The sequence below is a fragment of the Phytohabitans sp. LJ34 genome (assembly GCF_052068095.1).
Taxonomy (GTDB): Bacteria; Actinomycetota; Actinomycetes; order Mycobacteriales; family Micromonosporaceae; genus Phytohabitans.
Window position 1 is genome coordinate 1 of record NZ_JBQHDG010000048.1, and the last position, 23,918, is coordinate 23,918.

The window sequence follows — 23,918 nt, forward strand, 5'->3', positions numbered from 1 at the left end:
ACGGTGGGGCACGAGGACCTCCCTCGGATGGTGCGGCTGTTGTGGTAGCTCCACACCTACCGAGGAGGTCCTCACCCAATCAAGATCCCCGTGTCACCAACGTCCGTGGGCAGTACACCTAGATCTCGAATCCCGCGCCGCGCACACCGCCGCCACCGCTGCTCCCGCCGGAGACCGCCGCGGGAGGATGTGGCCGCGCTGCCGGGCCCGCGAAACAAGGTTTTGGATGAAGATCTTCGCGGACCGGCCGCGGCTGGTCCGTCGGGAAAGCTGTCGAGCCGCGCGCGTCAACGCGTTCACCCGTCGAGGCGTGGGATGGCCACTCTAGGGAAGCAGAGCAAATGCATCCCGCGCACACCTACCCACCCGGAGCCGTAAAGGCCCGGCGCAGCCTCCGGGGTGAGCGTGACCAGCGGCGGACGGGTGCGGCCGCGGGAGCAGCGGTCTGGACCACGACGGACGTCGCGGTAGCTCAAATCTCTGTCTAAAGAGGGGGCCGAAGCTACCCCGCCGGTGCCCGGCCCGCGGGAGCGACGGTCAGGTGACGGGCCTCCAGGGGCCTTTGGGGTCGCCTGGGGGTTGGTTGCGGGTGTACCAGCGGGCCCGCCACCGCTTGCCCTCGTGCGTCGCGACGTCGCCGCTGTTGAAGACGCGCGACGGCGTCCAGATCGCCACGCCCTCCTCGGTCATGGCGATTTCCTGCCACGGACCGTTGGGGTCGCCGGGCTTGTTGTTCTTCGCGTACCACGAGGCCGCGAAGACCTTGCCCTGGTACGTGACCCGGTCGCCGGTGTCGTAGACCTTCGTGGCGCTCCACCACGAGGAGGCCGGCGCCCAGCTGGAGCCAGCGGGTCAGCTCCTCCAGCCGGATCGCGTCCGAAAGGGACAGAAACGTCCACAGCAGACCGATCACCAGTACGGAGAGCGTGTGCATCACGGCCACCGAGCCGCCGAGCCAGGCCGCGTCCCGGATCCGGCCGCGCGACCCCACGAGGTACGCGGCGGCGAGGCTCTTGCCGTGTCCCGGCGTCACCGCGTGGCCGGCCCCGGCGGCGAACGCGAGCGCGAACGCCAGCGGCGGCACGCCCGGCGACTCGATGATGGCCTGCATGGTCGTCACGCGACCGCCCTCCGCCGCCTACCGAGGGTCACCGCGGCGAAGGCGAGGAGCGCCACGGCACCGACCACCGCGCCGATCTGGAGGAGAGCGCCGCGCCCGCGGCCGGCCGCCGCCGGGACGTCGCCGAGCGTCCAGTTGTGGGTGAACTCCGCGGAGGTGTACACCGCGCGGGCACCACCCGGTCCGGTGGCGAGCGTCCGGTAGGCCGGGTCGAGGTCGGTGAGCGTGCGGACCGCGACCGACACCACCCCGACCGGCCCCGGGCAGGCGTACTCGATCGAGGCACCGTCGCGGGCCAGGTCGGCCGGCGGGGTGACCCGGCCGGCGCAGGCGTCGCCGTCGCTGGTGACCGTGACCCGTTCGAGCAGGTACGCCGCGAACCGCGGGGACGGCCCGACCGCCGCCGCGTCCGAGTCGCGGTAGAAGACCGCGCCGTCGAGCATGACCCGGTCCTCCGGCAGCAGGCCGAGCGCGACCCCGAGCACGGTCAGGTCATCGAGCCCACCGACCTTCCACCGGACGTCGACGACCTCCGGGCGGCCCGGGTCGGCCGCGATCGCCACCGTCTGCGGGTCGCCGAACGGGTGCGCGCCGGCCGGCGCCGGCGCCGCGAGAACGGCGACGGCACACGCGACGGCGCACGCGAGGCCACGGAGGGGCAAGGGACGACGCTCCAGCTCAGGAAGGGGGTGGCCTGAGTGTGTGCCACCCTTTTGAAACCCACGGGCAAAGCACAGTGATCACATCGTGAACAATTAGTTGATCATTCTCTTCGACGAAGAGCTTCCAGGGTCAGAGATATTGAGCTACCGCGATGTCCGGCGTGGTCTCGACCGCTGCTCCCGCGGCCTCACCCTCCGCGGCCCACAAGGTCACCCCAGGGCCTACGCGGCCGGCGAAGCCGGCCGTTGGGTTCTTGTCTCGCGGACCCGGCAGCGGAGGCCGGGGCTCTCGGCTCGCGCCAGCGACCCGCCGGCGTCCGCGGTCTCCGGCGGGAGCGGCGGTCCGCAGCTGACGCGGGCATGGGCAAATAGGCCTCTGAACCGTCACGGCGGGCCCGACACCGAAAGTCTCCGATCAGAGGGCGAGCACCTCCTCCCAGGTCGTCACGTTCCACCGGGTGGCGAAGAGTTGGTCGATGGCCGGCTTGGCGGCGGCCTCGATGGCCGCGGCGTCGGGGGTCACGACGGTCATGCCGGCGGCGGCGAGCTCGGTCAGCAGGGTGGCCTCACGGTCGGCCATGAAGCGGGAGCCCCAGTCGGTGGCGGCGCGCATGGCCGCGCGCACCTTGTGCGGCCAGGGCACGTCGCGCAGGAAGCAGGCGTTGGCGGCCACGAGGCCGAAGCCGACGAGGTGGCCGGTCAGCGCCAGGTGTGACTGCACCTCGAAGAGGCGCAGCGAGGAGATCTGGGTGAGGTCGCCCTCGGAGGCCTCGGCGACGCCGGTGCGCAGCGCCTCGTAGATGCCGTTCAGCGGCACCTCCACGGGCACCACGCCGAGCGCGGACCAGACCGCGACCCAGTCTGGCACGGGCGGCAGGCGCAGCTTGACGCCGGCCAGGTCGGCCGGGGTGACGATCTCCTTGTTGGCGGTGAACTGGCGGAATCCCCTGTAGACGGTGCCGAGCGAGACGAGGTTTCCGCCGGAGCGGACCAGCGCGCGGGCCTCGTCGCCGAGATGGCTGCGCCAGACCCGCTGGAAGTGCGCGTAGTCACGGATCACGTACGGTCCGTTGAAGAAGAAGTAGGCCGGCGCGTAGTCCTGGATCGGCTGGCCGCCGGTGAGGACGATGTCGGCGACCCGCTCGGCCGGGTCGCAGGGTGCCATCGCCGGGTTGATCGTCTGCTCGTTGAGCACCGAGGTCGCCACCTCGACGACCAGGCGGCCGCGGGTGCCGGCCTCCAGGATCTCCTTGAACTTCAGCGCGGTGTCGGCCAAGATGTGCCCCGCGGCGAACGGGGTCGCCACCCGCACGGTGACGGGCGGTCGCGGGCGGCCGTGGGTCGGCGCGGCGAGGGCGAGCGGGGCAGCGCCGGCCGCCTTGATCAACGTACGTCGATTCACGCTCATGCGGTCAATGTACCGTCATGGACCGCCTTGACATTGATGACCTTTGCTGCTTGTCTATGACAAACCCCCCGCGCCTCCGGGCGGCGCGCCGTTTCTCCTATGAAAGGGAAGCCGCGAATGCCCGACCATCCCCATCGCCGCCGGCGCCGGACACTGCTCGCCGGCGCCTTCGCTATCACCGTCCTCATCGGACTGCTCGGCGGCAGCGCGTTCGCCGGTGAGGCGGCCGACCCGGCACTGCCGGCCAACGACGCCGCCCGCGGCATGATCTACAATGGACTCCGCGTCGACCGGACGGGTCCGTGCGCCGGCATGTTCCAGGTCAAGGGCGTCACGCCGGTCATGTGCACGCACGGCCCGGACACCCCACCGGTCGGCCTGTCCGTCAAGCGCCGCATCCAGCCGCTCGCCGCCGCCCCCGCCGCGGCCGCCAGCGCGCTCGCGGTCTGCGAGGGCGACGGCACCTCGGGCCGCCGCGTCGAGGTGCTGTACATACACGGCTCGACCAGCCGGTACCAGCAGTACCTGGAGACGTTCCGCTCGCTGGCCGAGGGTGTCGACGTCATCTTCAACGAGAGCGCCCGGGAGACCGGCGGCGAGCGCCACGTGCGGTACGTGACCGAGACCGTCAACGGCGCCTGCCGCCCGGTAGTGCGCGACGTGCAGATCGCCGACTCGGCGCTCAACGCGAACGACTGGGCGCCACTGCTCAACGCGGTGAAGGCCGCCGGCTACACGCGCACCGACCGCAAGTACCTCCAGTTCGTCGACGCGAACGTCTACTGTGGAATCGGTGGCTTCGCCGGCGACACCCGCAAGACCGACGCCAACCGCTCCAACTCCGGCCCCGAGTACGCGCGCGCCGACAACGGCTGCTGGAGCGCCGGCGTGGCCGCGCACGAGCTGGGCCACACGCTCGGCGCCGTCAACAACAACGCGCCCAACGCATCCGGCGCGGCGCACTGCGTCGACGAGTGGGACGTCATGTGCTACAAGGACGGGCCCAACGTGGTCATCCAGACCAAGTGCACCGACCGCGCGCACGACAACCGGCTGGACTGCAACCACGACGACTACTACCACACCAACCCGGCCGCCGGCTCCTACCTGGCCAACAACTTCAACGTGGCGGACAACCTGTTCCTCATCAAGGGCCCCGGGGGCGGCAACCCGCAGCCCAACCCGAACAAGGCCCTCGCCGCGGCGGCATCAGCGTCGTACACCTCGTCGTGGGAGAGCGTCGCCGCCATCAACGACGGCGCCGAGCCCGCCCAGTCCAACGACACCGTCAACCCACGCTGGGGCACCTGGCCCAACACGGGTGAGCAGTGGGCGCTGCTGACCTGGTCGGCCGCGCAGACGCTCACCTCCGCCGAGGTGTACTTCTTCGACGACAACGGCGGCGTGCGCGTGCCCGCGTCGTGGAAGCTCCAGTCCTGGAACGGCAGCGCGTACGTCGACGTGGCCGGGGCGAGCGGGTATCCCGTCGCGCTCAACCAGTACAACCGGGTGACCTTCACCAGCGTGAGCACGACCCGGCTGCGGGTGCTGCTCCAGAGCGGCGCCGGGTCGGTGGGCCTGCTGGAAGTCAAGGCCCTGTGATTCTGAGGTACATGGCACACGCCGGCGCCGTCCTGACTGTCCACTCGGACGGCGCCGGCTCGGTCTGGATCACCGCCAAGTGGGCGGACGGCCATCCCGTGACCGGGTCGGCCAGCGCGATCCTGACCGCGACCGCCACCGGCCAGCGGGTCGGCCCGGTGCCACTGAAGGCGCTCGGTGACGGCGCGCTGACCTACTCCGGTCAGCTCGCACCGGGCCGGTGGACGGTGACCGCCGAGATGGCCATCCCGGCGGTGGCCCGGTGCGACGCCCAGCTCCAGGTGCCGGCGGCGCCGGCGGCCGTGACGTGCGCCCTCCCCGAGGAGCCCGCGCCCGCGGCCCCGGCGCCGTCGACCACACCGTGGGGCGTCATCACGCTCGCCTGCGCGGCGGTACTCGTGGTGGCGATGGTGTTCCTCGTCGGCCGCGGGCGGCGGTCGCGCCGGTAGGCTGTGCCCATGCGTCTTCACGTGGGCTGTGCGATGTGGACGCTCAAGGCCTGGCAGGGGCGGTTCGTGCCGCACCCGCTGCCGCCGCACGAGCGGCTGCGCCACTACGCCGGCTGGTGCGACGCGGTCGAGGGCAACACCACGTTCTACGCCACACCCACCCGGGAGACGGTGGCCTCGTGGGCGCGCCAGACCGACCCCGATTTCCGGTTCGTGCTCAAGCTGCCTCGCGTGGTGACGCACGAGAGCCGCCTGGCCGACTCGGGCGAGCCGCTGCGCGCCTTCCTCGACGCGATCGAGCCGCTCGGGCCGCGGGCGCACGCGCTCTGGATCCAGCTGCCGGCGTCGTTCGCGCCGGACGACGTGCCCGTGCTCACCCGCTTCCTCCGCCGGCTGCCCGCCTCCCACCGGTACGCGGTGGAGGTCCGCCACCCCGCGTTCTTCGCCGACACCGGCACCGCCGCGCGGCTGGAGGAGGTGCTCACCGCCGCCGACGCGGAGTGGATTCCCTTCGATACCACGGCGTTCTTCGCGAGCCCGCCCACCAGCGACGCCGAGCGGGACGCCTGGATGAAGAAGCCGCGCGTCCCGGTGCGCACCCGGGCGCTGACCGGCCGGCCGATCGTCCGCTACCTCGGCCGCGACGACACCGACCGCACGGTCGAGGGCTGGCGGCGGTGGGTCGAGGTCGCCGCCAGGTGGCTGCGCGAAGGGCGCTCGCCGACGGTCTTCGTGCACACCCCCGACAACGCCGAGGCGCCCGCGCTCGCCCGCCGATTCCACGACGAGGTGCGAGCCAGAGTGCCCGAGCTGGCGCCGCTCCCCCAGCCGGTACCCGTGGAGCCCTTGACGCTCTTTTAGGGTGTTGTCCGTGTGGAACTCACTGCGCACCGACGCGCCGGCCGGCCTGCTCGCCGGCGTCACCTCGTACCGTGCCGGAAACGGCGACCTCGTCCACGCGTACGTCGCCCGCCCCGAAGGGCCCGGCCCGTACCCGGGTGTGGTGCTCGCCCACCACCTGCCGGGGTGGGACGAGCTGTACCGGGAGTTCGCCCGCCGGTTCGCCGACCACGGGTACATCGCGATCTGCCCCGACCTCTACTGCCGCGCCGGGCACGGTGACCCCGACGACGTCGCCGCCGCGGTCCGCGCGGCCGGTGGCGCCTCCGACGACCTCGCCGTCGCCGACCTCGTCGCGGCCCGCGACTGGCTGCGCGCGCTGCCGACCGCCAACGGCAAGGTCGGCGTCTTCGGCACCTGCTCCGGCGGCCGCCACGCGCTGCTCGCGGCCAGCAAGGCCGGCGGCTTCGACGCGGTGGCCGACCTGTGGGGCGGCGGGGTGGTGGCCGCGCCCGACGCGCTCACCCCGCAGCAGCCGGTCTCCGTGCTCGACTACACGGCGGGCCTCGACGCGCCGCTGCTCGGCCTCTTCGGCGACCAGGACCAGTTCCCGACGCCCGAGCTCGTCGACCGGCACGAGGAAGAGCTCAAGAGGCACGGCAAAGAGTACGAGTTCCACCGGTACGCCGGCGCCGGCCACGGCTTCTTCTACTACCACCGGGCCGCGTACCGCCCGGAGTCCGCGATGGACGGCTGGGCGAAGGTCTTCACCTTCTTCGGCCGCCACCTCTCCACCGGGAGCTGACCATGTGCACGAACATCTCCGAGACCGTGCCCGCCGCCGGGGCCGCCAAGGGCGGTGCCGGCTGGTTTCCGGTCACCGCGGCCAACGTCGGCTTCGACCACGCGGTCGGCTCCCGCTTCGACCACGCGCTGCTGCTCGACTTCGTCGACCCGGAGCGCGGCCCGTCCGCCCGCGTGGCGGTCGAGCTCGACCTGGAGACCGGGCGCGCGCTGCTCGCCGCGCTCCAGTCGGTGATCGAGGCCGCCGAGCGCAGCGGCGCACCGGTCTGACATGTTCGGCGCCACCGAGCCGCGGTTGGACCGCCCGTCCACCACCCTCCTGGACGACCTGCGCGCGAAGGTCGACGTCGCGCGGATCCGCACCGACGTGGAACGCCTCGACGAGCCACGCGGCCGGCTGCACGCGCCCGAGGCGATGGCGCGCGCCGAACGGTACGTGACCGACCAGCTGGAGGCGGCCGGCTGGTCGGTGCGGCGCCGCCCGTTCGACGACGGGGTCGCCGGGGTCAACCTGATCACCGGTGGCGGCCCGGCCCGCTTTCTCGTCGGGGCGCACCTCGACACCGTGCCCGGCAGCCCCGGCGCCGACGACAACGCCTCGGGGGTCGCCGGCCTGCTCGAACTGGCCCGCATCGTGCCGCCGAGGCCGGACATCACCCTGGCCGTCTTCGACCAGGAGGAGACCGGCCTGCACGGCTCCCGCGCGCTGGCCCACGAGCTCGCCGCGGCCGGCCGGGAGCCGGGCGGCGTCATCGTCTTCGAGTGCATCGGCTACACGGCCACGACCCCGGCGAGCCAGCACCTGCCTCCCGGCCTAGGCCTGCTCTACCGTGGACAGATCAAGCGGATGCGCGCCCGCGAGCACCGTGGCGAGTGGACGATCATCCTCTACCGGGCGACCGCCCGGGGGCTGGCGGCCGCGTTCGGCGGCGCCCTGTCCCAGGCCGCCGGCCGCCACGCGGTGATGCTGGCCCGCGACCCGGTCGACCTCCCGGTGATCGGGCGACACCTGGGCCGGGTGGCGCCGCTGGTGCGCGACTTCGCCCGCAGCGACCACAGACCCTTCTGGGACCTCGGGATGCCGGCGATCCAGGTCACCGACACCGCCAACTTCCGCAACCCGCACTACCACCAGCCGACGGACACGCCGGAAACCCTCGACTACCAACGGATCGCCGACATCGTCGCCGCCACCGCCGCGGTCGTCACCGGATAACCCGTCGCCCGGGCGCCGCGGCCGCGCCTACCATCGGCAGTCATGGACGCGAGCTGGGCCGAGGGCGTGACCCGGGTGGCGGTGCTGACCGGCGCCGGCATCTCGACCGACTCCGGCATCCCCGACTACCGCGGTCCGGACGGCGTGTGGACGCGAAACCCCAAGCTGGCCAACGCGTTCACCTACGACAGGTACATGGCCGGCGCGGCGACGCGGGCCGAGTTCTGGCGGGCGTACCTCGGGCACGCCGCCTGGACGGCGGAGCCCAACGCGGCCCACCGCGCGCTGGCCGACCTCGACCAGGCCGGCGTGGCGGTCCGAGTCCTGACCCAGAACGTCGACGGCCTGCACCAGAAGGCCGGCGTCAGCCCGCGCAAGGTCCTCGAGCTGCACGGCACCATGCACGAGGTGGCCTGCACCCGCTGCCGGCGGCGCACGCCGAGCGAGCAGACCCTCGCGCGGGTCGCCGCGGGCGACGACGACCCGCGCTGCGGCGACTGCGGTGGGATCCTCAAGCTGGCGGTCGTCATGTTCGGCGAAAACCTCGACGCGGTCACGCTCGGCCACGCCCGGCAGATCGCCGCCAACAGTGGCCTGATGCTCGCGGTGGGCAGCTCGTTGCAGGTCGAGCCGGTCGCCTCGCTGTGTGCGATGGCCGTCGAGGCGGGCAACCGCCTGGTGATCGTCAACCGCGACCCCACGCCCTACGACCCCTTGGCCGTCGAGGTGATCCGCGAGCCGATCGGCGCCTCGCTGCCGGAGATATGCGCGGCGCTCAAGGAGGCTAACGCGAGTATTCGTAGACCTTCGAACGCCGCATAGGCCCGAGATCGTCGAGCTCGCCCCGGTAGGGCTGGTTGTCGACCAGGTCTCGCACCACGCCGTCGGGCAGTGCGAGAGCGACGATCTCGAATTTGCCGGCGGACGCGGCGGGATTCGCTCCGAACTGCGCGTAGGTGCAGGCGCCGGTCCGCCGCGCGTCGTCGAAAACGCATTCCGTGGGATACCAGCTCCCGCCGGCCACCCGCACCATCGCGACGACGGTGGTCCCCGGGGGCAGCGGGGGCGTCACGACCCGCACCACCTCGCGGAAGCCGACCTTGCCCGGCAGCGGATAGGTGACGGCCAGCTCGCGCACGTCACCCGTCGGTGTTGAATTTGGCGTCGGTGCGGGTGTTGGAGTAGGTGTCGATGCGGGCGGGCCGGGTGGCTTCTCGTCCGCGTCGCGGCGATATTGCATTGACGCGGCCGCGCCGAGAATGATCAGCAGACCGACCGCGGCGACCACCATGCCGCGCCAAATGGGAGAACTCCCATCCGTGGTGCGATGGCGCGGATCACGCCTGCGGAAACTCCGATCGCGAAAAGCGACCCACGCCCCGAAAATCGCCGCGAGCGCGCCGACGACCGACGCGACCTTGTCGGCTTGGTCGAACAAAAGACCCACATCGCGAGGGTAGTTACCCGACGCGAATTCGCGACTTTCTCATATCCTGCGCAGCACCGAGACGACCCGGCCCAGCACGACCGCGCGGTCTCCGTCGATCACGTCGTAGGCCGGGTTGCGCGGTTCGAGCAGGACGTGGCCACCGCGGCGCCGGTACACCTTGACGGTGGCCTCCTCGTCGATCACCGCGGCCACGATGTCGCCGTTGTACGCCTCGTGCTGCTGGCGCACCACGACGATGTCGCCGTCGCAGATCGCCGCGTCGATCATCGAGTCGCCGCGCACCCGCAGCGAAAACAGGTTTCCCTTGCCGACGAGGTCGCGCGGCAGCGTGAGCGTCTCCTCGGCCATCTCCTCCGCGAGGATCGGCGTCCCGGCGGCGATGGAGCCCACGAGGGGTACGCCGACGGTCGCCGGGTCGCGGCGCTCGGACTCGCCGGCCCCGAGGAACAGGCGCACGTCGACCGGTCGGGTGGCGGTGCGACCGCGGCGCAGGAAGCCCATATCCTCCAGCACGCGCAGGTGCCGGCTGACCGACGACGTCGACGCCAGCCCGACCGCGTCCCCGATCTCCCGGGTGGAGGGCGCGTAACCGTACCGGACCACCCAGTCGCGGATGGCGGCGAGAATGCGCTGCTGCCGAGCGTTCAAGGTGGACGTATCGAGATCCTCAGCCAGTACCACGCCCCGATCTTGACCCATCGGCCGGCGAGACGCCGGCATGGCGCGCCGGAAACCCAGCCGATCGCGGGACAACAGCCCTTCCGGAAATGCTAGGCCGCCGGGCCGTACTCGATTTCGCCGTTCTGGATGTGAGCGATCCGGCGCGGGCCCTCGAGGTCGCGATAAGGGCAATCCTCCGCGCCCTCCCGAAGCGTCGCCGACTCGTCGTCGGGCGCGATCCACAGCAGCTTGCCGGACCGCAGCCACGGCTCAAGCTCGAAGTCGTAGTCGGACACGCGGTCGGTGCTCTGGTGCCAGCCGACCCACGTGCCCGACTCGTCGTACACGTAGTAGGTGTCGCTGCCCCAGGTGTTGACCAGCTCGACGTTGTCCGGGTTGGCGCCGAAGTAGGTGACCGCCCACCCGGTGTGGCGACCGACCGGCACCTGGGACACGACCGCGCGGACGCCGGGCACCTCCAGCAGCCGCGGCACCACGTACGGCACGCCGGGGCCCGGCACCACCTGGAACGGGGTGCGCTCCACCGGCTCGACCAGACGCATCGCGCCGTGCATCGCGAGCCAGCCCGCCGGCATCGGTTCGGGATCGTCGCGCTCGGACGTGTGGCGGCGCCAGAACCAGCCGTCCAGGCCGGCCGTGTCGATCCGCCACCGCACGACCTCGCCCGTGTGGGGCGAGCGCGCGAGCGGCACCTCGGCCAGCAGCTCGAGGTAGCTGTCGACGAGGTCCGAGTAGCGGTCGCCCAGGTCGGCGGCGGTCTCCGGGTCGGTGGCGGACAGCGCCTGCTGCTCGGCGAACAGCCGATTGCCCTCGGCGAGCAGCGCGGCCCGTTCGGCGGTGGAGCCGGTGGTCATGCGGGTGTCCTCTCCAGACGTCGCCTCATCGTGCCCGGTCGACCGCCTCGATCGGTGTCGTGGACGTGACCAGCCGGGGCGGCAGGTGCGGGCGGAACCGGATGATCTTCTCGTCCGCCGCCTTCCGGATGACCTCGATCTTGATCTCGACCAGGTCTGCCGGGGGCGACCAGTTGACGGTCGCCCCGTGCGCCACGCCGATGTTCGCCGCCATCATCCTATTGAGCAGTTTCACGTACGGCTTGCCCTCCAGCAGCGACTCGTCCTTGATGTACCTGATCTGGAACAGATCGTTGTCGCCGGCCAGCCGCCGTTTCTCGCCCTGGTCGGTGAAGCCCCAGACGACCTGGTCCTCGACCACGTAGTAGCCGCGCGTCTCGGGCGGAGGGCGGAGGTCCTGCATGGCGTTGTAGTACTTCGCGTACTCCTTCGTCCGCTCGTTGAACCGCTCGTTCGCCGCGTCGAAGTTACGCGAGCCCGGCACAGGCCTGGTGGGCTCGAAGAATCCGACCAGTCCCAGCTTCCATTCCTGTACTCCGATGAGTGTGTCCTCGGGTTTGATGGTCTTGGCTTTGACCTTGGTCGGTTTCGGGATCGCGCCTTGCTCGATCCACGGCGCCGAGTAGGGGTTGGTGGCGCGGATGTCGATGACGAGCCCGCGCTGGTCGGCGAACCGCTGGAACCTGTCCTGGTGCGCGGCCAGGATGCCGTATGTCTCCTGGATCTCCTGGTGGGTCAGCCGGATCTCGTCCCGCGGACTCTGCTCGCTCGGGTTGACGACCGCCTCGAAGTGCAGGAACGTCGAGGTGGCCGTTACCCCGTCGACGACCAGCCGCAGCGAGGTCAGGCGGTGCCGGTGGCGGATCTCCGGCAGCTCGGCCCGGATCTCCTGGATCGACGCTCCGGGGCGTACCAGGGCGCGCGCCTCGCGGAGGGCGGCGGCCAGCGCCCGGCGCTGCTCCCGCTGGTCCGGACGGCGCCGGTCCCGGCGGTCGTCGGGCCGCTTGGCGCGCGGCGGGCGCGACGCGCGAGGAGGGCGCCGCCGGCGTGGCGCGCGGGGCACTCGGGGCAATCCGGGACGGTCGCGGCGCGGTCGCTTGTCCGGGCGGCGCTTGGGCTTCAGCTTCGCCCAGAGCTTCTTCACCAGGTCGACGATCTTGCCGATGACCCAGTCGACGGCGCGGTTCACCGGGCGGGACAGCGTCTGGAAGATCTGTTTGACCTTGCCCGCGATCCCGCCGATGCCCAGGATGGCGGCGAGCGCGCCGATGAGCACCGGGATCGAGCGGGCCAGCGCGCGTTCGACGAGCTGCGGCACCCCACCGCCGCCGCCGCGGGCGATCGCGATGACCGCGTCGAGCACCACGTTGACGAACTCGATGATCTGCCGGCCCTGGGTCACGATGAACCGGACGATGTCGATGATCATCTTGCAGGCACGGATGAACGCCGAGGCGGGGTTGAGCAGCGACAGGATCCAGGTGACGCCGGCGATGATCACGGTCGGCACGAGATACGCGATGATCTTGGAGATCAGTTCCTTCTTCAGGTCGCCGACGCGGCCCTTGATGTCGTCCCACATGCCGCCGACGCCCTGGCGCTTGACCTTCCCGACGATCGGCAGGGCGGTCTCGGCCGCCGCCACCGCGGGCTCGGGCACCCTGCGGACGATCCGGCCGCGGATGTTGGACCAGGTCAGCCCGAGCAGCGTGGAGATGAGCAGCACGATGCCGCGGGCGTCGAACTGGGCCGGCAGCCGCAACCCCGCCTGCGGCGCGGTGCCCAGCAGCCACCCGAGGATGCCGGCCGCCATGTGCCGGCCGATGTTGCGCATGAACAGCTTCAGGCCGCCACCCACGGCCGAGATCAGCCGGCCGAGGAACCCGATCGGGTCGGCGAGGATCGCCCGGAGCGCCTGTGCCGCCTTTCGCAGCACACCGAGCAGCATGTTCTTGAGCTCGATGATGGCGTCGATGACGCCCTTGACCGCGTCGACCGCCTTGGCGAGCGCGCCCCTGTTCTTCTCCTTCTCCCGGGCGATCTCGTCGTCGACCGACTTGACCGCCTCGGTGTACTTGGTCGCCAGCGTGTCGACGAGCTCGGTGCCCTTCTCGTCGACCGTGTCGGCCAGCTCGGTGAACTTCTCCGCGAACTCGCCCGCCGCCTCCTGGCCGATCGCGCGCAGGTCGGCGGGGAGCTTGCGCACCGCGTCCTGGAGCTGCGTGCGGCCGGCGGCGATGCGGTCCTTGGCCCGGCGCAGCTCCACCTCGATGGTGGTGGCGACGTCGGAGATGACCCCGCGCATGCGGTTGATGTAGTTGCGGCGCGCGTTCTCGTAGAAGCGGTTGACCTCGTCGGGCAGCGGCAGCGCCCAGTCGCGCAGCCACATCGTCCAGCCGAACGGTCCGGAGTACCGCTCGTCCTTCCACCGCCGCATGTCCGCGCCGTGCTCGCGGGTGAACTGCTCCCGCGCCGCCTTCTCCCCCGCGGTGAACTGCCGGTCGACCTTACCGTCCAAATCGGACAGTATCTTCTCGACGTCGGTGCGGGTCGCGTCGAACACCGACTGGAGGATCGCCGTGACCCGCGCCCGCTTGTCCTCGTCGCGTTTCTTCGCGCCGCCCATGCCGGCCTGCACCGTCCGCCCGGTCGCCGCGCGGGTGCCGGCCATCGACGACATCGCGCCGCCACCGAGCCGCCTGGCGTCGCCCTCGGCGCCGCCGAGCACGGCCGCCTCCTCCGCCCGCAACGCGGGTGGCGCCGCGGCCGAGTGGGCGTCGAGCTTCTCCTTCTCGGCCAAGGCCTGCTTGAAGCGCGGCTCGTTGGAACGCGCCAGCTGCGGCTCGGTCACGTCCGCCGCGGCCATCCGCGCCTCGACCTGCTCGGGCCCGGCGGACATGTCGGTGGCCGCCGGCGGGAGCCGATCGGGTATCGCGTTGGCCGGCTGCGGTGTGCCCGGCGCGCTCGGCGGCCTGTCCGGCGTCATCGGCACGACGTCCTTGGCGTCCGGCGCCGGCCGCGGCTGCGCGGCCGTCGTGGTGGCGATCTCCTCGGCGGAGGCCCGCTTGCCCTCTCCGACCTTGCCCTGGACCTCGGCCTTGGCCTCCTCGGTCTTGCCCGACGTGCCGAACTCGTCGGCCTCCTTCAGGTTTTGCGGCGTCCGCTTGGCGATGGCCTCCTCGACCGCGCGGACGAACTCGGCCCGGTCGAACACCTTCGGCTGCGCCTCGTTCATCTCCTCCGCGTGCGCCGCCTTGCCCCGCGCCTCGCGGTCGTCCGGCGGCGGCACGGCCGCCGCCTGCGCGGCACCGGCCTCGGCCTTGGCCGGCGGATGGCTCGACGTGACCGCCTTCTTCTTCCGGGCGACGTCCTTCGCCAACGCCTGGAACTTCGGATCGCTCCCCGGACTGCGCCGCTTGGCCGCCGCCTTCTCCGGCGCCGCCACCGCATCCGGTCCGCCCGCCCGGGCCACCTCCGGCCCAGCCGCCGCCTTTTCAGGCTTCGCGGGTGCGGCCTCCGGACCGACCGTGGGCGCGGGCGCAGCCGCCGGCCCCGCGCCGGCCGCGGGGAAGGCGGGCGCCGGACTCACACCGACCACAGGCGCCAGCGGAGCCGCGCCGGCCGCCGGGAGGGCAGGCGCCGGACTCACGCCGACCACAGGCGCCGGCGGAGCCGCGCCGGCCGCCGGGAGGGCGGGCTCCACCGGCGGGTGCGGCGCCGTCGTGGGCGGAGTCAGAGCCAGTGGTGGTACCGGCGCGCCGGGCAGCGGCGGCCCCGTCGCGGGCAGGGTGAGCGGCGGCGGTGGTATCGCCGACAGCGCGGCCGCCGTCGCCGCGTTGCCCAGCGCGGGCGGCGGCCGCACCGCGTCCGGCGCCGCCCCGGCCAGCCCGGCCGCCACGGCGGCATTGCCCACTGTGGACTGGGCGGGCACGCCGCCAGCCGCCCGGGGCGTCGGCGAGGGCGGGGCCACGGCCGGCCGCGACGGTGCGACAAGCACTGTCGCGGCCACGACCGGCGGCGGCACCATGCCCTTCGCCGGTGGCCGCGGCACCCCTCGCCTCCCCGCTGGTTATCGGGTAGTCGCACCCTTCACCGAGCTTAGGAAGCGGCCTGCCACGCCCGCGCCGATGAAAACCCTAGGTCTAGAGACCTTTTCGGGGTCAGGGTCGCCGCTCGTCGGGGGTGTTGCTTCAAGGCAGATTTGCCCACGTCCGCGTCAGTGGCGGACCGTATGCTCCCGCGGGCACCGTTCCCGGCCGGCGGCTCGCAGCGCTCGCCGAACCCCCCGGCCGTCCACTGCCAGCTCCGCGAGACAAGCCCCGCCGGAGTCTTCGCGGGGCCTACCTGCGCCATCCTGACGCAGCGTTACCAGCTCATGGGTCGAGACTTCGAGATCTAGGAGGCTTAGGGTTGAAATAGCGCCCAAACTCTCCTAGATCTCGAAGCTCGCGCCGCTCACACCCTCGTGGCGGTTACCCGCGGCGACGACAACCCCGTTGCTTTCCCGGATCGCCGATCCGGGAACAGACATTGTGGACAAACGTCGACCACCGGCGCGACCAGCGGCGGACGGGTGAGGCCGCGGGAGCAGCGGTCCGGACCACGACGGACGTCGCGGTAGCTCAAATCTCTGTCCAAATAAGGGATTCGGTGGAAAAGTGCTGGCCGGGCCCGAAGGCCCGGCCAGCTCCCCAGGAGGCGCGCTTATGTGGCGGGCGTGGGGTCGAGGATGACCTGGGCGGTACCCGTCTGGGGTGGCGTGCCCGGGTCGCTCGGCGCGTCCGTGTACTCGGCCACGAACACGGCGAACAGGTTGTCGCCTTCGCCGTGCCCGGGGATGGTCGTGGTGATCGTGCCCGAGCATCCGGTGGCGGTGGTGATGGGGTGGCCGTGCTGGTCGTGGCCGAGGATGTAGTTCATGACGACACGCGAGCAGTCGATCGGCTCGTCGTCGAGGACGCTGATCTCGTACGAGACCTGCTGCCCGAACTGGAACGGCTGCCCGGCCACCGGCTCCACGATGGTGACCACCGGCGCGATCGGGCCGACCACGAACGGCAGCTCGGCCGAGGCGGAGCGGCCCGTCCTGTCGGTGACCTTCAGCGTGGGCCGGTACGAGCCGTTGCGCTGGTACGTGTACGTGGGGTTCGGCGCGGTGGAGTCCACTGTGCCGTTCGCGTCGAAGTCCCACGCGTAGCGTAGCGGGTCGCCGTCGGGGTCGGTGGTGCCCGCGCTGGAGAACGTGACCGTCAGCGGCGCGAGACCGGCCAGCGGCGAGGCGCTGATCTTCGGGATGGGCGTGCGGTTGCCGCGGACGAAGTCGATCCGGGCGAGCTGGGCGTCCGGGTTCTCCGAGAAGAAGCCGTCGCCGTACTCCAGGACGTAGAGCGCGCCGTCCGGGCCGAACTCCATGTCCATCGGGTTGTCGAAGACGAACGACGGCAGCACCGGCTCGATCCGGCTCACCTCGCCGCGACGGTCCAATGTGAACGCCTTGACGTAGTCGCGGGTCCACTCGTAGAAGAGCGGCTTCTCCTCGTAGTACTCGGGCCACTTGACCCGGGAACGGTCGTTGGAGGAGAACTCGTACGCCGGGCCGGCCATCGGTCCGATGCCACCCTCGCCCAGCTCCGGGAACTCGGCCGACGCGTCGTATGAGTAGTTGACCTCCGGCTCCGCGACCGGTGGCAGGCGGGTCAGGCCGGTGTTGTGCGGCGACTCGTTGACCGGCCGCTTACAGTCGAACGGCGCGCCCGACCGGCCGGTGGCGAAGTCGTAGTCCACATAGGGCAGATCCGGTGTGGCGCAGTAGGGCCAGCCGTAGTTCGCCGGGCGGTCGATGACCATCCAGCGCCCCTGCCCGGCCGGGCCGCGCGCCGGGTCCGGGTCACCGGCGTCGGGCGAGTAGTCCGCCATGTACACCTGGTTGGTCCTCGGGTCGACGTCGAAGCGGAACGGGTTGCGCAACCCCATCGCGTAGATCTCGGGCTTGGTCTTCGGTGTACCCGGGCGGAAGAGGTTGCCCGACGGGATGGTGTACCCGCCGCCCGGCTTGACCCGGATGCGCAGCAGCTTGCCGCGCAGGTCGTTGGTGTTGGCCGAGGTGCGCTGGGCGTCGAAGGCCGGGTTGCGGTCGGCCCGCTCGTCCAGCGGCGCGTAGCCGTCGGACTCGAAGGGGTTCGTGTCGTCCCCTGTGGACAGATAGAGGTTTCCCTTGCCGTCGAAGCCGATCTGGCCGCCGACGTGGCAGCAGATGCCCCGGTCCACGGGCACGTCGATGATGCGCTGTTCGGTGCCGAGCTGGAGCGTGTTGCCGGACAGTTTGAAGCGGGACAGCCGCAGCGCGCCCTTGAACGGCGCGAAGTCCGCCGCCGTGCCCGTGGTCGGCGCGTCGCCCTCGTTGACGTCCGGGGTGGCCGGGTCGTCGACGGGCGTGTCGAGCGGTGGTGAGTAATAGAGGTAGACCCACTTGTTGCGGGCGAAGTCCGGGTCGATCGCGATGCCCTGGAGGCCCTCCTCGTCGTGCTGGTACACCGGCACGTCCGCGGCGAGTACGTTGAGCCCGGTGCGCGGGTCGTGGATGCGCACCTCGCCGGTCCGCGCGGTGTGCAGCACCCGGTTGTCGGGTAGCACGGCGAGGCTGATCGGCTCGCCCGGGAAGTCGTTGAGCGTGACCTTCTGGAAGCTGCTGTCCGGTGGGGGCGTCGGGGCGGCACCGGCGGCCGCGGGCGTCGCCACGGCGCCGACCACGAGCGTCATCCCAGCCACGATGGCTAGCGATTTCACAACATCACCTCAGAACCGGAGGGCGGCCAGGTAGTCGTAGCCGACGTCGGCGGTGCTGATCGCGTCCGCGGGGGCGCGCGGCGGGGTGCCGGCGTCGTCGCGTTCCACGATGAACTCGTCGATGCCCGCTTCCCGGCCGTAGCGGAAGATGCGGGCGAAGTCGATGAGGCCCTGCCCGACGTCCGCGAAGCTGCCGTTGGCGTCCATGTCCTTGACGTGGAACTGGCGGATGCGGCCGCGGTTCTGGTGGATGACGTCGACCGGGTCGTGCGCGCCCCTGGTCACCCAGAAGAGGTCGACCTCCAGGTGTACGAGGTCCGGGTCGGTCTCGCGGGTGAGCACGTCGAAGCCGGTGCGCGAACCGCCGTCCTGGCGGAAGAACTCGAAGTGGTGGTTGTGGTAGCCGAACTTCAGGCCGGCCTTGCGCGCCATCGCACCGGCCTTGTTGAGGTCGCGGGCGAACGCCCGGTACACGGCCGAGCTGCGGATCGGGCCGTTGGCGTCGACGCCGAAGAACGGGTGCACGATGTACCGCTGGCCGATCGTGCGGGCGTCGTCGAGCGTGGCCTGCCAGGCCGCCGCGTCGAACGGCTGCGGGATGCCGGAGTGCCCGGAGGTGGCGCGCAGCCCCGCCTTGTCGAGCGCGGCCTTGAACTGCGCCGCGGTGCGGCCGACGAAGCCGGCGTGCTCGACCCGCGTGTAGCCGATCCGGCGCAGCGCGGCGAGCGTGCCGTCGAGGTCGATCGCGAGCTGGTCGCGCAGCGTGTAGAGCTGGACGCTGATGCGGTCGAGCGGCACCCGGTGGGGCCCGCCGTGGCTACCGCCCGAGGCCTCGGCGGGCCCGGCCGCGGCGAGCACGCCCGCGGCGCCGACGGTCGCGGCCGTGGCCGCCTTCAACACTCCGCGGCGGCTGAGCGCCGGCACGTCCGGCGCGGACGCGGAGCCGGAGTGGTCGTGGGTGATGCACATGGAGACGCCTCCTGATGGGGTGGACATGAGTCACCCCGACCGGACAGCGTCAAGAGCCCAGATCGCCGACTTCAGAGCACGACGCGAAACGGCCGGTCACGGGGTGACCGGGCGTTCGTCGAGCGGTGCCACACGCCGACGACCGATGGAGGGCGAGGACCCGCGACACACCGGGCCAGGCTGCCGAACCCTTGCCATCGGGTCCCTGACGTCGGCGGCGCGGTCGTCGCATCCGTAGGTGGGACTAAATCAAACTGATCCGGATCATATGCACGTCACGCCGTCCCTAGCAAGGCGAATCGGGCAGACCGCGGTCCTGCTCATGTTTTGGTGACAGTTTGCTGACGCAGTGTCCTTGATCGATCTCTTCCGTGATCTTTAGGGTCCAACCGGGCCATCAGCGAGAACCGCGGGGCGGCCCTTCACTAGGGGAGGCAGCATCGATGTTGAGACCGACACGCCGACTACGCCTGGCCAGGTCGCTGCTGAGCGCCGGCGCGGCACTGGTGGTCGTCGCGACGAGCGTGGCCGCGACCGGCTCGGCGGCGCAGGCCGCGCCCGGCGGCTCCGCGTCCGACAAGATCCGCCCGGAGCTCGCCGAGCAGCTGGAGGCGAAGAGCGAGTCTGACTTCTGGATCCGGTTCGCGCCCAAGGCCGACCTGAGCAAGGCCAGCGCCATCAAGGACTGGAACGAGCGGGGCACCGCCGTAGCCACCGCCCTCCAGAAGACCGCGGAGGAGAGCCAGGAGAAGGTCCGCGCCGAGCTCGACGCGGCGGGCCTGAAGTACCAGAGCTTCTGGGCGACCAACGCCATCAAGGTCAGCGGCGCCTCGACGGGCATGGCGCAGAGCATCGCCGCGCACAGCGAGGTCGAGGGCCTCTACGCCCCGGTCGTGTACGAGCTGCCCGAGCTCACCGCCGGCACCGACCAGAAGACGGTGAACGCCGTCGAGTGGGGCGTCGCCAACATCAAGGCCGACGCCGTGTGGGCCCAGTACGGCGTCAAGGGTGCCGGCATCACGATCGCCAGCATCGACAGCGGCGTGCAGTTCGACCACCCCGCGCTGGTCAACTCGTACCGCGGCAACAACGGCGACGGGACGTTCAACCACAACTACAACTGGTTCAACGCCGCCGGCACCTGCGCCGCGGCGCCGTGCGACACGGACGGCCACGGCACGCACACCATGGGCACGATGGCCGGCCTCGACGGCGCCAACCAGATCGGCGTCGCCCCCGAGGTGAAGTGGATCGCGGCGAACGGCTGCTGCCCGAACGACAACGCGCTCATCACGTCCGGCCAGTGGATGCTCCAGCCGCGCGACTCCAACGGCCAGAACCCGGACGTCAGCAAGCGGCCGAACATCATCAACAACTCGTGGGGCTCGCGCAACCCGTCCACCGACCCGTTCATGGAGGACGTGTCGCTGGCCTGGGAGGCGTCCGGCATCTTCGGCGTCTGGGCCAACGGCAACAGCGGCACCCTCGGCTGCCGGTCCAGCGGCTCGCCGGGCAGCCGGATCGCCAACTACTCGGTCGGCGCGTACGACGTGAACAACAACGTCGCGAGCTTCTCCGGACGCGGTGCCGGGCAGGACGACGAGATCAAGCCCAACATCGCCGCGCCCGGCGTCAACGTGCGGTCGAGCATTCCGGGCAACGGGTACGGCAGCTCCAACGGCACGTCGATGGCCGCGCCACATCTCGCGGGCACCATCGCGCTGCTGTGGTCGGCGGCGCCCAGCCTGGTCGGCGAGGTCACCGCGACCCGCCAACTACTCAACGACACCGCCACCGACAAGCTCGACGCCCAGTGCGGTGGCACGGCCGACGACAACAACGTGTACGGCGAGGGCCGCCTCGACGCGCTGGCGCTGCTCAACGCCGCACCGACCGGTGACAACGGCACGCTCGCCGGCAAGGTGACCGACGCGGCCACCGGCGGCCCGCTCGCCGGCGTCGACATCACGCTGACCGGTCCGGCGGACCGCCAGCTGAAGACCGCCGCCGACGGGACGTTCTCGTCGCTGGTTCCCGCCGGCGAGTACCAGGCCGTGGTGTCGCTGTTCGGGTACGGGAGCAAGACCGTATCGGCGACGGTGACCGCCGGCCAGACCACGACCCTCAACGTCGCGCTCGACGCGAGCCCGAAGGTCACGGTCAGCGGCGCGGTGACCGACGGCTCCGGGCACGGCTGGCCGCTGTACGCGAAGGTGTCGGTCGCCGGGCCTTCGGGCGCGGCCGACTACACCAACCCCACCAACGGCCGCTACAGCCTCTCGTTGCCGGCGGGCGCGACCTACACGCTGACGTACGTACCGCAGTACCCGGGCTACCAGACCGTCACCAAGGAGGTCGTGGTCGGCTCGCGGAACGTCGTCACCAACGTCGAGGTACCGGTGTCGATCCAGTCGTGCACGACCGCGCCGGGGTACGAGTACGGCTCGGACGGCGAGTACGAGACCTTCGACGGCACCACGGCACCGGCCGGCTGGACGGTCGTCGACCACCAGGGCAACGGCCAGGTCTGGAAGTTCACCGACGACGGCAACCGGGGCAACCTGACCGGCGGCACCGGCGGCTTCGCCATCATCGACAGTGACGACTATGGCGGCGGCAACACGCAGAACACCTCGCTGGTCAGCCCGGTCGTCGACCTGACCGCGGTCACCGCGCCGGTGATCCGCTTCAACCAGGACTTCCGCTTCCTGGGTACCAACAAGGCCGACGTCGACCTCAGCCTCGACGGCGGGGCGACCTGGACCAACCTGCTCCGGCAGACGGCCAACGCGCGCGGACCGCAGGTGAAGGAGATCCCGATCCCGCAGGCCGCCGGCCAGGCGCAGGTGCAGGTCCGGTTCCACTACTACGACGCCGCGTTCGACTGGTGGTGGGAGGTCGACAACGTCCTGATCGGCAGCCAGGTCACCTGCGTGCCGACCAACGGCGGCCTGGTCGTCGGGCACGTCCGCGACCAGAACGACAACGGGTACGTGAACGGCGCCACCGTCACGAGCGTCGACCGGCCGGCGGAGAAGGCCACCACCGCGGCGACGCCGGACGACAGCGGCCTCCCGGACGGCTTCTTCTGGCTGTTCTCGTCGCTGACCGGCGAGCACAAGTTCACCGCCTCGGCGGGCAGCTACGTCAGCCAGACCAACGTGGTCGACGTGGAGGCGGACTGGACCACGTCGACGAGCTTCGCGCTCGCCGCCGGCAAGCTCTCGGTCCAGCCGGCCGCGGTGACCGGCAAGGCACGGATGCCCAGCGGCAAGGTCACCAAGACGTTCACGGTGACCAACACCGGTGGCGCGCCCGTGGACGTCACGTTCGGCGAGCGGGACGGCGGGTTCGAGCTCCTGCGCGCCGACGGCTCGCGGATGACCCGGGCGCAGATCCTCGCCTCGGACGGCGCGCCTGAGCAGCGGCTCGACGTGCCGACGTCGTTCGCCGCGAAGGCGTCGATGGGCGCCAGCTCGGTGGGCGCCGCGGCCAACGGCCCGCAGGCCGCGCCGTGGACGGACATCACCGACTACCCGGCGGCCGTGATGGACAACCGGGTGGTCACGCTCGACGGCAAAATCTACTCGATCGGCGGCGGCAACGGGTCGGCCTCCACGACGAAGAACTTCGTCTACGACCCGGCGGCGCAGACCTGGTCGGCGATCGCGGACCTGCCCGGCGCGCGCAACGCCATGACGGTGGGCGTCGCCGGCGGGAAGATCATCGCGACCGGTGGCTGGGGCGCCGCGGGGCCGGACAGCACGACCTGGTCGTACGACCCGGCCACGAACGCGTGGACCGAGAAGGCGGACAACCCGGCGCCGCGCTCCGCCGCGGGCCAGGGCGTGGTGGACGGCAAGCTCTACGCGGTCGGTGGCTGCACCACCGCCGGCTGTACGCCGATGTCCAACAGCGCCGTCCGGTACGACCCGGTCACCGACGCGTGGGAGACGCTGCCCGCGTACCCGCTGTCGGTCGCGTTCGTCTCGTGCGGCGGGGTCGACGGGGTCCTCTACTGCACCGGCGGCGTCAACGCCTCGTCGGTCGGACAGAAGGCGAGCTTCGCCTTCGACCCGGGTGCCGGCAGCTGGACCCCGATCGCGGACGCGCCGGCCGACAACTGGGCCAGCTCGTACGCGGTGGCCAACGGCAAGCTGCTGGTCGTCGGCGGCTCGCAGGCCGGCGCGATCAGCAACGCCGGCTTCGCCTACGACCCGGCCGCCAACGCCTGGTCCGCGCTGCCGAACGCCAACGTCCCCCGGTACCGGGGCGGCGCGGCGTGCGGCTTCTACAAGATCGGTGGTTCCTCGGGGCAGTTCAACGCCACGCCCGACAGCGAGGCGCTGCCCGGCTTCGAGGAGTGCGCGGCGGCCGGCGCGGACGTCAGCTGGTTCTCGATCGACAAGACCGAGGCCACGCTGGCGCCGGGCGAGCAGGTCACCGTCACGGTCACGATGACCGCGAACGTCGACCAGCCCGGCACCTACTCCGGCTCGGTGGCCATCGGGGAGAACACCCCCTACGCCGTACCGGCGGTCCCGGTGACGTTCGAGGTGCAGCCCCCGACGACCTGGGGCAAGCTGCTGGGCACCGTGGCCGGGGCGGGCTGCAACGGCAGCGCACCGATCGCGGGCGCCACGGTGCAGGTCGACTCGTGGGCGATGTCCTTCACGTTCACCACGGACGCGCAGGGCAAGTACGCGTACTGGCTCGACCGCCGCAACAACCCGCTCACGATGATCGTCGCGAAGGACGGCTGGAAGCCCCAGACGCGCCAGACGAAGGTCAACGCCAGCACGCCGACGGTGGAGGACTTCACCCTCTCCCCCGTCAAGTGCTGACCCGCTAGCGGATCTCGGCCCCGCCTGGTCTCGGCCAGGCGGGGCCTCCGCATTTCGAAAGACAGATTCGAAAGACAGATTCGAGCTACCGCGACGTCCGCCGTGGTCCGGACCGTCGCTCCCGCGGCCTCACCCGTCCGCTGTGGTCACGCGGTTGGTCTTGCACCGCGGACATGGCAGCGGAGGCCGGGGATCTCGGCTCGCCCCGCGAGCCGCCGGCCGCCGCGGTCTCC

General features: G+C 71.5%; 17 protein-coding genes. 8 read left to right on the top strand and 9 right to left on the bottom strand.

Going from position 1 to position 23,918, the window contains the following annotated elements:
- Positions 1 to 502: 502 nt before the first annotated feature.
- The 3 genes from ACTMTJ_RS44780 to ACTMTJ_RS44790 all read right to left on the bottom strand — a co-directional run bounded on the left by ACTMTJ_RS44780 (position 503) and on the right by ACTMTJ_RS44790 (position 3,190).
- Positions 503 to 1,111, bottom strand: coding sequence for a hypothetical protein (locus ACTMTJ_RS44780; RefSeq protein ID WP_441225178.1), 609 nt, complete (start codon positions 1,109 to 1,111; stop codon positions 503 to 505).
- A gap of 5 nt (positions 1,112 to 1,116) precedes the next feature.
- Positions 1,117 to 1,782, bottom strand: coding sequence for a hypothetical protein (locus ACTMTJ_RS44785; RefSeq protein WP_441225153.1), 666 nt, complete (start codon positions 1,780 to 1,782; stop codon positions 1,117 to 1,119).
- A 415-nt stretch (positions 1,783 to 2,197) separates the two neighbouring features.
- Positions 2,198 to 3,190, bottom strand: coding sequence for a TRAP transporter substrate-binding protein (locus tag ACTMTJ_RS44790; protein ID WP_441225155.1), 993 nt, complete (start codon positions 3,188 to 3,190; stop codon positions 2,198 to 2,200).
- Positions 3,191 to 3,307: 117 nt separating this feature from the next.
- Here ACTMTJ_RS44790 and ACTMTJ_RS44795 point away from each other — a divergent pair, with 117 nt between their 5' ends.
- The 7 genes from ACTMTJ_RS44795 to ACTMTJ_RS44825 are packed head-to-tail and all read left to right on the top strand — an operon-like array spanning position 3,308 to position 8,923.
- The gene (locus ACTMTJ_RS44795; RefSeq protein WP_441225157.1) at positions 3,308 to 4,792 is read left to right on the top strand and encodes a hypothetical protein; all 1,485 of its coding nucleotides are present in this window, start codon (positions 3,308 to 3,310) and stop codon (positions 4,790 to 4,792) included.
- An 11-nt stretch (positions 4,793 to 4,803) separates the two neighbouring features.
- Complete coding sequence (locus ACTMTJ_RS44800) at positions 4,804 to 5,241, top strand: hypothetical protein (RefSeq protein WP_441225158.1); 438 nt, start codon at positions 4,804 to 4,806, stop codon at positions 5,239 to 5,241.
- A gap of 33 nt (positions 5,242 to 5,274) precedes the next feature.
- Positions 5,275 to 6,102, top strand: coding sequence for a DUF72 domain-containing protein (locus ACTMTJ_RS44805; protein WP_441225179.1), 828 nt, complete (start codon positions 5,275 to 5,277; stop codon positions 6,100 to 6,102).
- 10 nt (positions 6,103 to 6,112) lie between these two features.
- Entirely contained in the window at positions 6,113 to 6,886 is a 774-nt protein-coding gene (locus tag ACTMTJ_RS44810; RefSeq protein WP_441225160.1) for a dienelactone hydrolase family protein, read from the top strand.
- A 2-nt stretch (positions 6,887 to 6,888) separates the two neighbouring features.
- Positions 6,889 to 7,155 (top strand): DUF6295 family protein, encoded by a 267-nt coding sequence (locus tag ACTMTJ_RS44815; RefSeq protein ID WP_441225161.1) that lies wholly within the window; start codon positions 6,889 to 6,891, stop codon positions 7,153 to 7,155.
- A gap of 1 nt (position 7,156) precedes the next feature.
- On the top strand, positions 7,157 to 8,101 hold the full coding sequence (locus tag ACTMTJ_RS44820) for a M20/M25/M40 family metallo-hydrolase (RefSeq protein WP_441225162.1): 945 nt from the start codon (positions 7,157 to 7,159) through the stop codon (positions 8,099 to 8,101).
- A 42-nt stretch (positions 8,102 to 8,143) separates the two neighbouring features.
- Positions 8,144 to 8,923: an SIR2 family NAD-dependent protein deacylase gene (locus tag ACTMTJ_RS44825; RefSeq protein WP_441225164.1), complete on the top strand. Its 780-nt coding sequence runs from the start codon at positions 8,144 to 8,146 to the stop codon at positions 8,921 to 8,923.
- Here the strand turns inward: ACTMTJ_RS44825 and ACTMTJ_RS44830 are convergent.
- From ACTMTJ_RS44830 to ACTMTJ_RS44855, 6 genes are all read right to left on the bottom strand, one after another.
- Positions 8,886 to 9,548, bottom strand: a complete 663-nt coding sequence (locus ACTMTJ_RS44830) for a hypothetical protein (RefSeq protein WP_441225166.1) — start codon at positions 9,546 to 9,548, stop codon at positions 8,886 to 8,888. The genes ACTMTJ_RS44825 and ACTMTJ_RS44830 overlap by 38 nt on opposite strands.
- A gap of 39 nt (positions 9,549 to 9,587) precedes the next feature.
- Positions 9,588 to 10,232 (bottom strand): transcriptional repressor LexA, encoded by a 645-nt coding sequence (gene lexA / locus ACTMTJ_RS44835; protein WP_441225168.1) that lies wholly within the window; start codon positions 10,230 to 10,232, stop codon positions 9,588 to 9,590.
- An 89-nt stretch (positions 10,233 to 10,321) separates the two neighbouring features.
- Positions 10,322 to 11,086 (bottom strand): hypothetical protein, encoded by a 765-nt coding sequence (locus ACTMTJ_RS44840; protein WP_441225170.1) that lies wholly within the window; start codon positions 11,084 to 11,086, stop codon positions 10,322 to 10,324.
- A 25-nt stretch (positions 11,087 to 11,111) separates the two neighbouring features.
- Positions 11,112 to 15,137 (bottom strand): phage tail protein, encoded by a 4,026-nt coding sequence (locus tag ACTMTJ_RS44845; protein WP_441225171.1) that lies wholly within the window; start codon positions 15,135 to 15,137, stop codon positions 11,112 to 11,114.
- A gap of 653 nt (positions 15,138 to 15,790) precedes the next feature.
- Positions 15,791 to 17,845: a PQQ-dependent sugar dehydrogenase gene (locus ACTMTJ_RS44850; protein ID WP_441225173.1), complete on the bottom strand. Its 2,055-nt coding sequence runs from the start codon at positions 17,843 to 17,845 to the stop codon at positions 15,791 to 15,793.
- A 36-nt stretch (positions 17,846 to 17,881) separates the two neighbouring features.
- Positions 17,882 to 18,841 (bottom strand): sugar phosphate isomerase/epimerase family protein, encoded by a 960-nt coding sequence (locus ACTMTJ_RS44855; RefSeq protein ID WP_441225175.1) that lies wholly within the window; start codon positions 18,839 to 18,841, stop codon positions 17,882 to 17,884.
- A gap of 443 nt (positions 18,842 to 19,284) precedes the next feature.
- On the opposite strand from ACTMTJ_RS44855, the gene ACTMTJ_RS44860 reads away from it, so the two are divergent.
- Positions 19,285 to 23,685, top strand: a complete 4,401-nt coding sequence (locus ACTMTJ_RS44860; RefSeq protein WP_441225176.1) for a S8 family serine peptidase — start codon at positions 19,285 to 19,287, stop codon at positions 23,683 to 23,685.
- Positions 23,686 to 23,918 lie beyond the last annotated feature (233 nt).

Bases quoted from the DNA above. Each gene is read 5' to 3' on its own strand.
- ACTMTJ_RS44780 (WP_441225178.1), bottom strand. From the start codon at position 1,111: ATGCAGGCCATCATCGAGTCGCCGGGCGTGCCGCCGCTGGCGTTCGCG.
- ACTMTJ_RS44790 (WP_441225155.1), bottom strand. From the start codon at position 3,190: ATGAGCGTGAATCGACGTACGTTGATCAAGGCGGCCGGCGCTGCCCCG.
- ACTMTJ_RS44795 (WP_441225157.1), top strand. From the start codon at position 3,308: ATGCCCGACCATCCCCATCGCCGCCGGCGCCGGACACTGCTCGCCGGC.
- ACTMTJ_RS44800 (WP_441225158.1), top strand. From the start codon at position 4,804: ATGGCACACGCCGGCGCCGTCCTGACTGTCCACTCGGACGGCGCCGGC.
- ACTMTJ_RS44805 (WP_441225179.1), top strand. From the start codon at position 5,275: ATGTGGACGCTCAAGGCCTGGCAGGGGCGGTTCGTGCCGCACCCGCTG.
- ACTMTJ_RS44815 (WP_441225161.1), top strand. From the start codon at position 6,889: ATGTGCACGAACATCTCCGAGACCGTGCCCGCCGCCGGGGCCGCCAAG.
- ACTMTJ_RS44820 (WP_441225162.1), top strand. From the start codon at position 7,157: ATGTTCGGCGCCACCGAGCCGCGGTTGGACCGCCCGTCCACCACCCTC.
- ACTMTJ_RS44825 (WP_441225164.1), top strand. From the start codon at position 8,144: ATGGACGCGAGCTGGGCCGAGGGCGTGACCCGGGTGGCGGTGCTGACC.
- ACTMTJ_RS44840 (WP_441225170.1), bottom strand. From the start codon at position 11,086: ATGACCACCGGCTCCACCGCCGAACGGGCCGCGCTGCTCGCCGAGGGC.
- ACTMTJ_RS44850 (WP_441225173.1), bottom strand. From the start codon at position 17,845: ATGACGCTCGTGGTCGGCGCCGTGGCGACGCCCGCGGCCGCCGGTGCC.
- ACTMTJ_RS44855 (WP_441225175.1), bottom strand. From the start codon at position 18,841: ATGTGCATCACCCACGACCACTCCGGCTCCGCGTCCGCGCCGGACGTG.
- ACTMTJ_RS44860 (WP_441225176.1), top strand. From the start codon at position 19,285: ATGTTGAGACCGACACGCCGACTACGCCTGGCCAGGTCGCTGCTGAGC.